Below are 15241 nucleotides of genomic sequence, written 5' to 3'. Positions count from 1 at the left end.
TGAATCGTAAAATAATTAGAGAAGAATAGGGCAAAGATGTGAATAAGAAAAAAGGGTGGTGGTAAATTACCCTGGATAGAATGAACGGGTTCAGCTCTTGAATAAAAATCTCAGTCCCCAATGGTATCGAGAACCTCCCAATACCCGCCTTTATCGGGGCCAACGCGCTCTATCCGGTGATCTTCTTTTAACTTAGCAATATGCTTCTCTATGTTGCGAGTAGCAATGGCTAAACTTTCTGCAAGCTCCGCAATGGTGATCAGTCTATTAGCCTTCATCAATTCAAGGATTTTCTCCGACTTTTTCTCCGACCTTTTCTCCGACCTTTTCTCCGACCTTTTTTTGAACTCAATCCTGAAACCAGATGGATCATAAGCGAATATAGGTGTTGGTAGCCCGGCGTTTTGGCATTCCTGGAGGATTTTTAGTGTGCCGCGCCCCCAAGCCTCAATCAAACCCGCTCGAAAGAATGCCGTGGCAATGTCGGGGTTAAAGGGAATAGAAGGGTGCTCTTTCAATAAATTGTCGACCGTCCAGGCTTCTGGGAGTTGTCCCGCATTCCAAAAAATGATGCCATGATCAGATACCTTGATCTGAATGGGGTTGCCGCTGCCATAGTCTTTATGGGCGATGGCATTCAATAAGGCCTCGCGGATGGCCGCCTCAGGATAGGGGTATTCTTCTATCCGGTTTATCCCTGCATAGCGGATGGCGGCTTCGAGATACTTGGACATTAGCAGGTCTATGGCCTTTTCAACCTGGTCGAACAAGGGGCCATGTACCTCATCCTGAAATCTAAGATCATCTTCAGTACGGAAATAGCCGATTTTGATGTAGGCTCCGGTGAAAAATTGCTCCGGCTCCGGGTGAAAAAGCAAGATCGCCGCTCGCTTTAGGTAGGTTTTCTCTTTCAGGTGCAGTTTGTCGATCAGGATATGGTCATCTTCCTGCAACACGGCTTTGTCCAGGCGCTGCGTTTGAGTGGCCTTTTTTCTGAAATAATCAAAAGCGGAGGGACTCAACTCCTTTGTCGTAACACCCGGAACAGGAACGCTATCCCAGCGTTTGCCTTGCTTTTGAAGTAGAAAGCCATCCAAGGCACTTCCTTTCAGTTCTTGCTTGGTGCTTCCACTGCGAAAATGGTATTGCCCCTTGTAACTGACAGGATAAGGATGGGACTCCACTTCAATACAAATCCAGTTTTTGCCATCTTCGGCATGCAGGTTGACTTCCACGATAATCCCCAAGATATCCATGATTTTGTTGGGTAGGTCTTCCATCAGTTTTTTGGAATCGTCCAGCCCTACAAGGTTTCCATTGTCGTCTTTGCCTATTTCCAGCCTGCCACCATTGGCATTGGCAAAACCGCATATCCACTTGAGGTATTCATCCCGCCAAGTGGACTTCCATTCTATGTTTTGACTTTCACTCATTTTTCATCGCTTGTATTCTGGAAACTTCTGGAGCATGCTGTCAAAAATACAGCTAAAAGGGGCATAGAGGGAAGGTTTCTAAACGCCGCTCAAAAACGCCACACCCAAAAACAAGAAAGGCATAAAAACTTGCAAAACAAGTAATTATGCCTCTTCTATGTAGACCTATAAGGATTCGAACCTTAACAGGCTGAACCAAAATCAGATGTGCTACCGTTACACCATAGGTCTAAAACCATTCCTGAAAAGCATTTTTTCAAGAGTGACGCAAAAGTAATGTCTTAGGCCATTATACGCAAGCACTGAGGGCTTTTTTTTTGAAAATTATTGCTTCCATGCCCAGGATTTCACCTTCATTAACCGATTGACCGACCAACTGATGAAAAAGCCAATGATAAACGAGGAGACGAATGGCGCCCAGAAATAGATCCGAAAATACTCCAACAGCAATTGGATGGGGAAGTAAAAGAACGGATTTCCGGTGGTACGCGACCAGGCGGTAGAGAGGATGGAATGTCCATCTTCGCGCAGCAACAATGTAGTAACCACCAGCACCGCGCTGGTCAGCAGAGCAGTGCCCCATACCTCGGTGATCCATTCGCGCATTAAGGCCAGAATCACGATGGAGATCCCGACGGTCAGTGGGGCAGTGAGGCTGATCATTTTGCCCATCAAGGTGAGGCCTTCTGTGTCCAGGCTGAAACTGCCTTGCAAAATGGTGGTTAGAATCCCTGGCAGAGAGAATGAAGTGAGCATGGTGATCAAAAAAACCGAAATACCGCCCGCAGTGCTGATCTCTTTCAGGGCTGCTTTGATGGTATGCTTCTTTTCGTCCGGTTTTTCGGCTGGCTTGGTGTCTTTTTCGCTTGCGGCCATCTTTTTTTGGGTAAATATAAAAGTTTGCCCCTATTCTCTACTCGCTCAAAATCAAAAGAAGTAATTTTATTTTTGTTTCCGTCCCCTTTGGCGGTTCTATAAATCTTGAGGCAATTGGAAAATCTCCTGTGGACTCCATGGATTCGTGGTTTTGAGGCATTTCTGCTGTTGGAGAGGAGTCTCTCTGCCAATACGATTGAAGCCTACACCCGCGACGTTGGCAAACTGGCCGAATACCTCAGCCTGCATGGGCGCAGGATTGGCCCCAGTGAAGTGCAGGGAGAAGACCTGGGTACCTTTTTGTTTTGGCTCAACGAACTGGGCTTGAGCGCCCCCTCGCAAGCCAGATTGCTCTCTGCCCTCAAAACTTTTTACAAATACCTGCTCTTGGAAGGCGGCATCAAAGACGACCCTACCGCCTTGCTGGAAGGCCCTCGTTTGCAGCGCTCCATCCCTTCGGTGTTGAGTTACGATGACATCCAGGCCATGCTGGCCACCATCGACCTGAGTACGCCTCATGGTTTGCGCAACCGCGCCATTCTGGAGATGCTCTATGCCTGCGGCCTACGGGTAAGCGAATTGTGCGATTTGCGCTTGTCCAACCTATTTTTAGACGTGGAATTCCTGCGCGTAATCGGCAAAGGCAACAAAGAACGCATCGTGCCCATCGGTGCAGACGCCATCAAACACTTGAATTTTTACCTCGAAGGGGTACGCAATCACCTGCCCGAGATCAAAAAAGGCCACGAAAACTACGTTTTCCTCAATCGACGCGGTGCCCGACTCAGTCGGGTGATGGTTTTTCTAATTGTAAAGGAAGCGGCAGAAAAAGCGGGGATAGAGCAAATAGTGAGTCCACACACTTTTCGGCATTCCTTCGCGACGCACCTATTGGAAGGCGGGGCTGATTTGAAGGCCATTCAGGATATGCTGGGCCATGAATCGATCCTCACTACCGAGATTTATACGCATTTGGATACGGATTATCTGCGGGATACGATCATGCGGTACCATCCGAGGAATCGGAGGGGGTGAGGGTTGGGAAGATTGGTACTGGTTTTGAAATACAAACCGGATGTTTTGGCTGCGCCAAAATGTTGATTCACCACGACGTCACGACGAACACGACGTTTGACTCCTGTGGCGCGAAGCGCGAAAACGTCGTGTTCGTTGTGTCGTCGTGGTGAATAAATCAAGTAGCGAAGCTGCGCTTTAACAGCTCGAATTAAAACCCAAGCCCTTTCACAAACGCACTCCGTCTCGGCGCAGGCATTTCTGCCTCATCCCCTTTCAAGCCTTTCCACAACACCTCGTTGAACAAGTTGTCGTCATTCAAATCCACCTCAGCAAAGTTGAAGCCTTCGGAGATTTTGGCCCAGCGGGTAGCCAATTGGTTGGTTTCACCCAGATTTACGGCAACGGGTACAGCCCGGAAGGGCGTCAAATCAGGCTTGGCCATAAAGCTGCGGAACATTGGCGTAGCGCCCGCATCGTACTGCGTCATCGGGGGCAAGCCCAAGATCAGTTCAATGGTGCGCAGCATGCCGGAGGTGGAGTACATGGTGTGATCTGCAAAATTGCGCTTGGTATAGGGGCTCACCACAAACGCTGGCGAACGGTGGGCATCCACGTGATCAGGGCCGTTTTGGGCATCGTCTTCCAGGATGAAGATGGCCGATTGGTTCCAGATGGGGCTTTTGCTGATGTGCTCGATGAGCATGCCTACCGCCAAGTCGTTGTCGGCTACACACGCGTACGGTGTAGGGCGACCGATGGCCAAACCCTGGGTATGATCAGAGCCGAGGCGAATGGTATTGAGGCTCGGTACCGCTTTGGCTATGATCAGCGAGTCAAAATCGTGCTTCCATTGCCCGAAGCGGGTGGTGTCGCGCACTTTTTGGTTGTAATACCCCGTGAATTTGGAGCAAACGTGCGCAGCATCCAGTACAGGAATGTTGCCCTTGTCTGCATCCGCAAAAACGCCGTAAGTGCGGTAGCTCACGCCCTTACGCTTGCAAAAATCCCAGATGAATCCGTCTTTGTTGTTGGCAATTTCCCGGCGACCCATGCCTTCGGTTACGCCACCGCGGCGACCGTATCCGGTTGGCCAGGTTTTTTCGAGGTAATCATTGGCCAGTGCGCCCATCGACCAGTTGTGGCCATCGGCACTCACTTCAGCATCCACGTAAAAGTTGTCGAGCAGCACGTATTCACGGGCAATTTTGTGCTGGTTGGGCGTGTATTTTTCACCAAAAAGACAAAGGGAGGTGTCGCCATTGCCGGCAGGCATATCGCCCAAAACCTGATCGTAGGTGCGGTTTTCCTTCAGGACGTAGAAGACGTATTTGATCGGGGATGCGTCGCCAACTTTCATCGGGATGGGGTTGCCTGCTTCGCCATCGGTTTGCAATTCCTTCTCCTTTTTGTAGGGTGTGTTTTTATAAACTTGACCCGAATAAACGGCCAACTCAGTTGCAGTAGGCACATCGATGACGCTCAGGGTACCTTTCATTAAACTGCCGATGTATTGCATGCGGCCATTTTCGTCGGGTACTTCGCCCTTGTGCGATTCTGATCTGACGTTGCGCTGTACGGGCTGAGGGCCGAGCGGATTGGCAAATGAACTGAAGCCTTTGCCATTGGCCACCAGGATTTTGTTGCCGATCACACGTACACTGGTCGGATACCAACCTACTGGAATGAAGCCTTTGGAGGTACTGCGTCCTTTTTTGCTCACATCAAACACGGCCAGACAGTTGTTGTCGGCATTGGCGATGTACAAGGTTTTTTCGTTTTTGGACAAAGCCACACCATTGGTGCTAGAGCCGATGGGCGAGTTGGGATACAGTGCGGCATCCAATACTTCGATCACCTTGCGGAGCTTGACGTCGATGACCGACACGCTGTTGTCGCCGGCATTGGCCACGTAAATCAGGCTGCCTTTTTTATTCAAAATCAACTCATTGGGGTTGTAAGAAACTGGTACACTGGCGACCACTTTGCGGCTATCGGTATCAAAAAAAGCCACTTTTTTGCCGCCCCACAAGGAGATGTACAGCGTTTTGGCGTCGGTAGACAGGAGACAGGTGTAGCCCTCATGACCGAGATCGTATTTCAAAACGGTCTTTTTGGTGGCCAGATCGAGGATGTACAGCGCGCTGTTTTCTTTGGTCACGGCGTACAACAAGCCCCGCTGGTTGTCGATTTCGATGCCCACCGGAGAGATTTTTTCTGGCCAGGGTTTGCCCAGTACCAGGCTGTCCTGCTGGATCAGTTTGTCGTTTTGAATGGCGTATTTGCGGATGCAGTTGTCGTTGCCCCCCGAGGCGTAGAGGAACTTGCCGTCTTTGCTGAATTTCAAGCCATAAAATGACTTGGGGATTTCCACATTGTCTAGCACTTTTTCGGTTGCGGGATCAATGAGTTGGATGGTTTGTTTGCTTTGGCCGTTGTTGGTCACCGCAATGCGTTGCTGGTTGGTAGACACTGCAATGTTGAGTGGTAGGTCACCCAGGGCAACCGAGCGACCTGCGGGCGTGAGCGACCAGCCGTTGGGGAGCATCACGGTTTGTTGCTTATTTTGCGCAAATGCGCCAAAAGTGGCAATCAGGAAAAAAAGGAGGATTGATTTTTTCATCACTTGATATTAAAACGCCGACAAAAAAATAAGGCTTCTTGTCGGCGTTGAAAATTAAATTTATTGAAATTTTACTTCTCCCACCAAACCTTCACATTGCTGTCGTCTTTTCCGATTCTGGAAACGGCAGCATTGAGGTTGCTGGCGTTTTGCGACTGCAAATAGGTAGGGTAAGGTACTCTGGATGGAAACTGGTTTTCCGCAGGAATACCCGTGCCACGAGGCAAAACTGGGTAGCCAGTGCGGCGCTTTTCAAACCAGGCCTGATAATCCACGAAGAAGTAGGCATAGTACTTTTGCAGCATGATTTGCTCCAGTTGCTTCTCGGTGCTTTGGGTATCGTCGTAAGCTACGCTGGGCTGAGTCAGGAAGTCGGCAGGCATGGTTGCGCCCCACTGCACCATCGAAGCCGTGATGCCAGCGTTGAAGTGTGCTTTGGCGGTTTTGCCCGTTGTGAATCCTTTCAGTGCCAATTCGGCTTTGATGAATTCTACTTCCGCGTAGGGCATCATCACGCCCATTTGCGGCAGCGTCTTGAGTGCGTCCGGGTAGCTGGAGTTTTTGCCCACCACGTATTCCAGGGTAGTGGGGTAGCCACTCTTGATGCCCTGGAAAACCGAAGCGCCGTTTACTACGACTGGAATGGCCCAAATGGCACGACGCGGGTCTTTGTCGGTATTGAGTTTGCCCAGGAAAAATTCGGTCAAGTACGTTCCATCGCGCCAATCCAAAGTACGGGCGTTGTAGTAAGGGTTGAAATAGGGGAAAGTACCAGGGTAACGAAAGATCGCTTCATCAGCATTGGCCGTAAACACGGGATACTTGGTGGCATCCGCCAAAATGGCTTTGATTTGCTCGTTGATGTTGAGCTCTCCATCGCGCTTGGAAAGGCGCAACAACAAACGCAAACGCAGCGAGTTGGTGAATTTTTTCCAACGTTGGATGCCTACGTTTTTACCGCTGGTCAGGGTGTTGGCGTTGTACACAAAATCACCAGCATAAGTCAGCGCTTTGGTGTCGTCAAAGAGGCCATTGGCGGTTTCCAGGTCTTTCAGGATCTGGATGTAAATGTCCTTTTGTTGGTCAAATGCCGCTTCAAAAATACCCTCATCTGCTTTAACTGCTTGTGAATAAGGAATGTCTCCGTACAAATCGGTCATGATGGAATACGCCCAACACTTGTATATCAGCGCAATGGCTTTGTAGTTGTTTTCCTTCAAAGCATCGGAGATTTGGTAGATGTCTTCCACGTCTCTCAGCAGGGTATAAAAGCTGGTCCAAATGCCCGCTCCCGGGTTTATCACGTAACGGTGCAAACCTTGACCACTGGTGCTAGCGCGAGGAGCATCTACCTGCATCAACTCATGGGTAAAGTTGCGCGCTGCCTGCATGCTGTTGCTGACAAAACGGTATTGCATTTGCCCCAAAAGCACACCGGGTGTAGCTTCTTTGGGACGGTTGGGATCGAGGTTCAATTCTTCAAAGCCCTCGGTACAGGCGCTCAGCATGAAGGCGAGTGCCAAAAAAATGACGGATATTTTGTGGATGAATTTCATGTCTGGATGGTTTAAAACTTAAAGGTTAGGTTTACACCCATGGTACGGGTAGATGGAAATTGAGTCAACTCTACGCCTGGTGTCAAGGTACCACTGTTGAGGTTGCCCCCTTCAGGATCGAAGCCAGGGAAATCGGTGAAGTTGAACAGGTCACGTCCATAGATGGCTACAGATGTCTTTTGGATGCCGATGCCATCCAACCAACGACCGGGTAGGTTGAACTCCACCCGCACTTCGCGGATTTTCAGGAACGATGCGTCGAAGATGTTGACTTCGGCGTTGCTGATCTGGTAGTAGTTGTCGTAATAAGCACTTGCCGCCACTTTGGTGGTATTGGGTACAAAAGTACCATCGGCTTGTTTGACCACACCTGCTCCGATGAGACCACCATCACGCCCAGGTAAAGTAACTTTAGTCTTGCCGAGGGTATTGTTTTTGTGACTGGTTTGGGAGTACATGTCGCCTCCCATTTGGCCGTCTAACAAGATGCTGATGCGCACGTTTTTGATGGTGAATTCGTTCATGATGCTTCCTTTCCAATCTGCAAAGGCATTGCCCCACAGCTTATTGGTCGGATCAAGGGGGGCAGGCAAACCGTTGGTAGAATAAACGATTTGTCCGTCAGGAGAACGCTGAAAACCACGGCCATACATGTCGCCCATGCGGCCACCTACGCGAGCTTCGATGGTCACGTTGGTGTTGTGTCCATAAATGATCTGGTTGGTAATGCCTGCGGCCAATTCGCGTACATAACTGCGGTTGGTAGACCACAGCAAGGTAGCCGTCCAACTGAATTTAGGATTTACAAAAGGCTTCAGGATCAGCTTGACTTCACCCCCTTTGCTGTTGATCAAACCTGCGTTGATCAAGGCGTTTGAAAACCCGGAAACGGGATCAAGCGGAATGGACAGGATCTGGTTGCGGCTTTCGTTGTTGTAGTAAGCCAGGTCTAAACCTACGCGGTTTTTGAACAAGCGCAAATCCAAACCGAACTCATAACTGCTGGTAATTTCTGGCTTCAGGTTGGCGTTGAACAACTGAGATGGGTTGGTAAAGCTGTTGCCATAAATCCGGTCGTAGTAACGCGCCGTTTGGTAAGGGCGGGTATCGTTGCCCACCTGTGCCCAGGAAGCACGCAGCTTGGCAAAGGTCACTGCGGTTGGCAAATGGAAAATCTCATTCAGCAAAAGACTGGTGCTAACCGATGGGTAGAAGAAAGAATTATTTTCAAAAGGCAGCGTACTCGACCAGTCGTTGCGCCCCGTGATGTCTAAAAAGATCTTTTCGTCAAAAGACATTTGGGCGCTACCGTACAAACTGTTGATGGCCTTTTTGGTCTTGAGTGGATCGGCTACGGCCTGGTCCAAACTGTTGGAAATCTGGTACACGCCGGGCTGCGCCAACTGATCGGCGTACAAGCCTGCAAAGTCGTAGGTCTGGCGCATGGCGTTGCCCCCCGCAGAAACACTCAGGTTGAACAAGCCCCCGTAGGTGTCTTTGTAGGTCAACAAGAAGTCTGAATTGGTCTCGTAACTGAATACGTTTTCCTCGCGGAACATCCCCCGTGGGAATTTGGTCATGCTGAAAGGGCGCTGCTGCGAGCGGTATTCAAAGGACATGTCCACCCCGCTGCGCACTTGCAGATCCAGTTTGGGCGAAAACTCATAATTGGCCGTAACGTTGCCGATCAACCCATTTTTATTCAAGGTATTCAGCATTTCGTACATACCCAGGTAAGGGTTGTCTGGCCCAGGGTTGAAGGGGCTTTTTTGCTTCACGTTCTCCAATCCTGGTTCCCAGTAAGGCTTGAACCATTCTGGCCGAACGTTGGGCGTGGTGCCGAGGATCAGGAAGTACATCAAGCTTTGGTTGTTGTAGCCTGCCAGGGGCAGGTTATCGCTCTTCTTGTTGGTGTAGTTGGCTTTTCCAGAGATTTTTAGGCGCTTGGAAAGCTTCTGGTTGACCGACAATGCGGCGTTCAAGCGTTCAAAACCGGTGTTGGGGATGATCCATTCATTTTTGAGGTGGGTCAAAGACAAACGGGCCGAGCCGTTTTCGTTGCCGCCTTCAAAAGAAAGGCTGTTGGAGTAGTTTTTGCCCAATTGGAAAAATCCGGAAATATAATCGTCGTAAGCCACCCAGGGCGTACGCTCGGTTGGCTTTCCGATTGGGGATGCTGGGTTGTATTGAAAGTACTGCTGGCCGTTGAATTTTGGGCCCCATGCACGACCTGCCGCAGCTGAAGTACTGGTGTTGATGCCATCCGGGCTGTCCAGGTAAGAATAATACGCATCGGTACGCCCTTCGCCGTATTCAAACTGGTAATCGGGGTAGCGGTTGACTTGTTCTACGCTGAAGTTGCTGTTGAAAGTGATGCCCACACCTTTGTCTTTGCGGGCACCCGTTTTGGTGGTAATGATGATGGCCCCACCTGCGGCACGGCTGCCGTAAAGTGCAGTTGCGCCCGGGCCTTTCAGGATGGTTACTTTTTCGATGTCGTCGGGATTGAGGTCAGACAGGGTAGAACCATAATCAACTGGGCTATCGGCAGACAAGTGAGAGGTATAGCCAGTACCGGTGATTTTGCTGCTCACGGGTACCCCGTCGAGTACAATCAGCGCCTGGTTGTTGTCGAGGTTCAAAGACGACTCGCCACGCAGGGTAATCCGGGCCGAGCCCAATGGCCCTGCACCTACTCCCTGAATGTTCAAACCTGCCACTTTGCCTGATAGGGAGTTGACCCAGTTGTTGGTTTTGGCATCGAGTACGGCATTGGAATTGATGGTTTGGGCAGCGTAACCCAGTGATTTTTCTTCGCGCTTGATGCCCAAGGCGGCTACCACCACCTCGCTGAGGAGTTTGGTGTCTTCGGCCAGGGTAATCTCCAGAAACATCCGGTTGTTCACGGTGATTTCCTGGGTAACAAAACCAATGGCGGAGAAAACGAGTACGGAGGTAGTGGATACTTGATCGAGCTGGAATTTGCCATCGAGATCGGAAGTGGTTCCGTTGGAAGTACCTTTTACCAGAATATTGACGCCTGGAAGGGCTTCACCAAAATTGGAACTGACCTTTCCGGTCAAAGTGCTGGTTTGGGCAAAGGCATTCGTCCAAATACACAGGACGAACCCCAGGGAAAGAATGCCCTGAAGTAAACTTTTTTTCATACTTTGTTGAAGTTTTGAATAAGGTAAAAGCGATTTAAAACAATAGGTCGTAGCCGTTGCCGCGGCTACGATCCTTAGAATCCACAAAGCTAGGCTTTAGAAAGGGCATGGTTTTTAAGCAAAAAATAAGTTTAGGTTAAATCATGGGCAGGCACAAACACCTAGCGTATTGTTATGATTAGGGTGTGTTAATTTTGAATACAGGTAAAAACGCCTAAGTCTTACACCGATGGGGAGTTCTTGAGGAGAGTGATGGTTGGTCATATCGAGATCTTGAACAAGTTGTGTTGACTACAGCAATTTATTGAGTCAGGCGCTGCATCGCCATTTCCAATGCCTTAACCTTTTTCCATTTTTCCTTCGCCAGATTGTGTTTTTGGCCAGGGTCTTTTTGCAAATCATACAATTGCATTTCGGGTGCTACCCCCAGCTCAATGTTTACATCTTTGGCAATGGCATTGCCCTCGTGGGGCGGAATCAGGGCATAATGATCCTGTCGAAAAGCCAGGCGACCAGCCGCTTCCAAAACCAGTTTCCGACGGCCTTTGCTGGACTTTCCTAAAAAGGCATTCAAGGTATTTTGACTCTCGGGCGCTGGATTAGAAGCCTGAAACAACTGCGCAAAAGAAGCCAAAAAATCAATTTGACACACCAACGCAGCCGATACCTGGGGCTGGATATGCCCTTTCCAATAGGTAATAAAAGGCACTCGGGTGCCTCCTTCAAACAGGCTGTATTTTCCTCCCCGAAGACCGCCGAAGGGGTCGTGATTTCCCCGTTTTTCCACCGCATCATCGAGGTAACCATCGTTGAGTACGGGGCCGTTGTCACTTGAAAAAATGAGCAGGGTATTTTCCAGCAGCCCTTCCTGTTCCAGTTTCTGAACGATTTCCCCTACACACCAATCTGCTTCTAAAATGGCGTCACCTCTGGGGCCTAGGCCCGATTTACCTACAAACCGAGGGTTGGGCACCCGAGGTACATGCGGCTGATGCAAGGCGTAATACAGAAAAAAGGGTTGCCCCGTTTTTTGGGGATGCCGTTGGGTGATGAATGCACTCGCCTGGTTCAGAAATTCATTGGCCATGGTTTCGTCTACCCATAAGGCAGCTTTGCCTCCTTTCATGAACCCGATGCGGGGTACGCCATTGTGCACGCTGTTGTTGTGGCCATGATCCCACTTGAGGGTAGTCATCAACGCTGGGTGCGTAAGTGCGGTGGGCTCACCAGGAAAGTTTTGGACATAACTGACCAACAGCGGGTCATTCGCTTGCAGCCCTTTGACCTGGCGGTTTTCGACATACACTGTAGGCACCCGGTCATTGGTGGCAGCCATAATGTAGGAATAGTCGAATCCCAGATCGTTGGGGGTTTCGGAAATGGGTTGGTTCCAATCAATCTTGCCATTGCCCAGGCCCAGGTGCCATTTTCCAACTACCCCAGTTTGGTAACCCTGTTTTTTGAACAAATCCGCCAAGGTAAACATTGCGGTATCGATCAGCGTGGGTGCATCGCCGGGCAATACTTTGGCTTTGGCATTGTGCCAGGGGTAGCGCCCGGTCAGCAAGGCAAAGCGACTGGGCGTACAGGTGGCCGAAGTGGCATATCCATTGGTAAAACGCACCCCGCCATTGGCCAGTTTGTCGATATTCGGGGTGTGGAGTTTGCCTTTCTGGTAAGCGCTCACATCGCCAATGCCCAGGTCATCGGTAAGGATGATGAGAACGTTAGGGCGGGTGTTTTTTGGAGCCTGGCCTAGCGCCATTAGATGGAGGCAACAAAACAGGGCGAGCAAGGTATTGGTTTTCATATTGACCTGATCTTGGTATTTGTAGGTATTTTCATGTTCTATGGGATGTTTTTATTTCACGCAGATTTTACACAGATTAAACCGCAGATTTTACGCAGAAAAATCTGTGTAGCATCTGCGAAAAAATCTGCGCAGCATCTGCGTGAAATAAAAGTGTGCAGCAGTATCGCACTCTCAAAAAAGATTTTGGGCAATACCCTCAAATCTTCACAACCTTTCCCGTCTTCACCGACTTGTAAATGGCCTCCACTACCCGGATGTCGCGCAAGCCTTCTTCGCCGGGTACAATCAGGTTGGTTTTGGACATCAGTGCGATGCAATCCTCGTCCATTTGCTTGGCCTGCTGGTTGGAGAGCACAAAGTTGATCTGGGTGCCATCCGACATGCTGCCTTTGTTGCCGTTGTAGGCAGATTGCGGTTCCATTTTGAGCCAGCCTTTTTCGTAGTTGACTTGCAGGAAATTCATGTTGATGCCATAACTGGATTGGCAAGCAGCACGTGCGCCACTGGGAAATTCCAGTTGAAACATCATCGTTTCCTCCACTTCCTTGTAAATTTCGGGACGGGTGGTAGAGGCCTGCGCCAGCACGCTGATGGGTTCTTCGCCAGTAGCGAGGCGGGCGCCTTGCAGGGCATATACGCCCATGTCGCCCATTACCCCACCGCCCAGGGCTTTCTTTTGTTTCCAATGGTCGCTGCGGCCATCAAAATAGCCAGCGGCGCTGTTGATCAATTTGACTTTGCCGAATTTCTTCTCTTTGGCCACCTGCATGTAGGCCTGGATGTTGGGGTCGTGCTGGCAGCGGTAACCAATGGCCAGTTTGACCTTGTTGTCGGTACAGGCTTTGATCATTGCTTCACAATCGGCAACGGATGGCGCCATGGGTTTTTCGCAAAACACGTGTTTACCCGCCTTGGCCGCTCTGACTACAAATTCACGGTGCATCGAAGGGGGCAGTACCACGTACACCACATCGATGTCGGGGTTATTGGCGATTTGGTCAAAGTTCTGGTAGTTGTAAATGTTCTTTTCGGGGATGTTGTATTTCTTTTTCCAGGTCTCGGCCTTGGAGGGCGTACCTGTGACGATTCCTGCCAGGTAGCATTTCTGGGTCAATTGCAGGGCCGGGGCCAACAAGTCGGTGCTGTAATAGCCCAAGCCAACCAGGGCTACGCCCAATTTTTCTTTGGCTGGATAGGTAGCGGCAAGCAGCGAATTGGCTGAAAATAAAGTAGCAGCGCTGGCCAGGGCTGCTTTGGACAAAAAGTCGCGGCGTTCCATTTTCATGTTATTGTTTTTTGGTTGATAGAAAGTTGGATTTGAGGGTTCACGAACTCACGTTAACTTATTACTCACATTACGTAGTAAGTGGCTCTAGGAGCAAGCTGTGAAAAGTAATGCCAAGAATTTTTCGCAGCTTCGCTGCCCTTTTTTTATAACCACGACGTACACGACGAGCACGACGAATGGCTACCGCCACGACACGACGCAAAGCGTCGTTATCCAGCGCGGAGCGCTTAATCGTCGTGATCGTCGTGTACGTCGTGGTTAAATTAACCATGAGCAGCAAAGCTGCGAAAAATATCAAGATTACTTCTTATTACTCGTTGCTACCGCTGCTTTCATTTCTTCTCCACGAATTTGCGCGCGCTTACGGCCTTTTCAGTTGGAAAATCGGCGGGGATCGGGATGTTTACTTTGCCTGTTGCGGCCCATTGAGCGCCCCGTTGCAGGCAGGTGATAAAGCCTACACATTCCACGGAATAATCCACGTGCCCAAGGGGGGTATGGAAAATCCGGCCTTTGCCGTATTTGATGGCCAAGAGCATGGGTTCGTTGCGGTCGGTTCCCTTGTTGTCTTTGGAAGAGAATGCGGTGGCCAGTACGTCCATGTTTTCGGCGGGGCCACGCAGGCGGTCGTACATTTCGTCTTTGGCGTGCATCCACTTGAGGGGCATGCCGCGGGTGATGGGGTGCTTGCTGTTGCGGACGGTGATCTGAAATTCAGACTGCGGCCCATGCGAGCCGGCTTTTCCTGGTTGCAGGTCTCTCACCAGTTTGTCCGTTTGGTCATAATACACGTAGGGGCCATCTTTTTCGGTGCGGTCGCCCCAGCCACCCAGGCCGATCATTTGGTTGTAGGCAAGCCATTGTGGAAAAGAGTTGTCGGCGGCATGGATGACCACTAGGCCACCCCCTTTTTGGATGAATTGCTCAAGATTGGCCTGGGTTTCGGCGGGCCAGGGGGCTGCGTTCCAGCCGAAATTGCACACTACGAGGTCGTATTGCGAAAAGTCGATCAGGAAGCTGGAATCTGCCCTGGACTTGCCTAAAGCTACGGTGTTATTTACACCCACAATTGGGTATTGTTGAATGAGATCAGCACCATTCCAGGTGTAATGTGTACGCCGCACCTCCACCGTGAATTTACCTGTCTCTTCCAGGTATTGCTTCATCATGAAGGTGATTTTGGGCCACTGTTCGTGGTTGTTTTGACCGTCCACGATGAGGGTTCGGATGGCATTGGAGTTGGCAACGGGCGTTTTTTGCGCCAGGGTTTTTCCCCAGGCAAAAACCGCGATGAGCGAAAGGATGAGGTACATTGGTTTCATAAGAATGCTATGTTTTTGAATAAACGTAAAAGTTTAGCACCCCACCTTCGGTGGAGTGGTTCATTAAAATATAGCCACAAATGACACAAATTTTCACAAATCAAGACACAAACTTGCGTTTGTGTTGCCTTCACGAACGAAGTTCGTGC

Annotated in this window: 9 protein-coding genes and 1 tRNA gene; 1 reads left to right on the top strand and 9 read right to left on the bottom strand. The window is 50.0% G+C overall.

All coding sequences use genetic code 11. The annotated features are described in order from the left end of the window. Positions 1–110: 110 nt before the first annotated feature. The 3 genes from ABW391_RS20835 to ABW391_RS20825 all read right to left on the bottom strand — a co-directional run bounded on the left by ABW391_RS20835 (position 111) and on the right by ABW391_RS20825 (position 2309). The gene (locus ABW391_RS20835) at positions 111–1433 is read right to left on the bottom strand and encodes an ATP-binding protein (protein ID WP_353483846.1); all 1323 of its coding nucleotides are present in this window, start codon (positions 1431–1433) and stop codon (positions 111–113) included. A 160-nt stretch (positions 1434–1593) separates the two neighbouring features. Continuing rightward, a tRNA-Gln gene (locus tag ABW391_RS20830) sits at positions 1594–1664 on the bottom strand. Positions 1665–1757: 93 nt separating this feature from the next. Continuing rightward, positions 1758–2309 (bottom strand): hypothetical protein, encoded by a 552-nt coding sequence (locus ABW391_RS20825; RefSeq protein ID WP_353483845.1) that lies wholly within the window; start codon positions 2307–2309, stop codon positions 1758–1760. 114 nt (positions 2310–2423) lie between these two features. Here ABW391_RS20825 and xerD point away from each other — a divergent pair, with 114 nt between their 5' ends. Then, positions 2424–3344 (top strand): site-specific tyrosine recombinase XerD, encoded by a 921-nt coding sequence (gene xerD, locus ABW391_RS20820; protein WP_353483844.1) that lies wholly within the window; start codon positions 2424–2426, stop codon positions 3342–3344. A gap of 190 nt (positions 3345–3534) precedes the next feature. Here xerD and ABW391_RS20815 read toward each other — a convergent pair whose 3' ends face one another. From ABW391_RS20815 to ABW391_RS20790, 6 genes are all read right to left on the bottom strand, one after another. Then, complete coding sequence (locus ABW391_RS20815; protein ID WP_353483843.1) at positions 3535–5946, bottom strand: bifunctional YncE family protein/alkaline phosphatase family protein; 2412 nt, start codon at positions 5944–5946, stop codon at positions 3535–3537. Between the two features lie 71 nt (positions 5947–6017). Next, on the bottom strand, positions 6018–7502 hold the full coding sequence (locus tag ABW391_RS20810) for a SusD/RagB family nutrient-binding outer membrane lipoprotein (protein ID WP_353483842.1): 1485 nt from the start codon (positions 7500–7502) through the stop codon (positions 6018–6020). 11 nt (positions 7503–7513) lie between these two features. Continuing rightward, positions 7514–10669: a SusC/RagA family TonB-linked outer membrane protein gene (locus ABW391_RS20805; RefSeq protein ID WP_353483841.1), complete on the bottom strand. Its 3156-nt coding sequence runs from the start codon at positions 10667–10669 to the stop codon at positions 7514–7516. Positions 10670–10970: 301 nt separating this feature from the next. Next, positions 10971–12479: a sulfatase family protein gene (locus ABW391_RS20800; protein ID WP_502916341.1), complete on the bottom strand. Its 1509-nt coding sequence runs from the start codon at positions 12477–12479 to the stop codon at positions 10971–10973. 199 nt (positions 12480–12678) lie between these two features. Continuing rightward, positions 12679–13767, bottom strand: a complete 1089-nt coding sequence (locus ABW391_RS20795) for a Gfo/Idh/MocA family protein (RefSeq protein WP_353483840.1) — start codon at positions 13765–13767, stop codon at positions 12679–12681. A gap of 335 nt (positions 13768–14102) precedes the next feature. Then, positions 14103–15092, bottom strand: coding sequence for a ThuA domain-containing protein (locus ABW391_RS20790; RefSeq protein WP_353483839.1), 990 nt, complete (start codon positions 15090–15092; stop codon positions 14103–14105). Positions 15093–15241 lie beyond the last annotated feature (149 nt).

Source organism: Haliscomenobacter sp., from assembly GCF_040403615.1.
In the GTDB taxonomy this organism is placed as follows: Bacteria; Bacteroidota; Bacteroidia; order Chitinophagales; family Saprospiraceae; genus Haliscomenobacter.
This window is presented reverse-complemented; position numbering and strand designations above follow the sequence as displayed.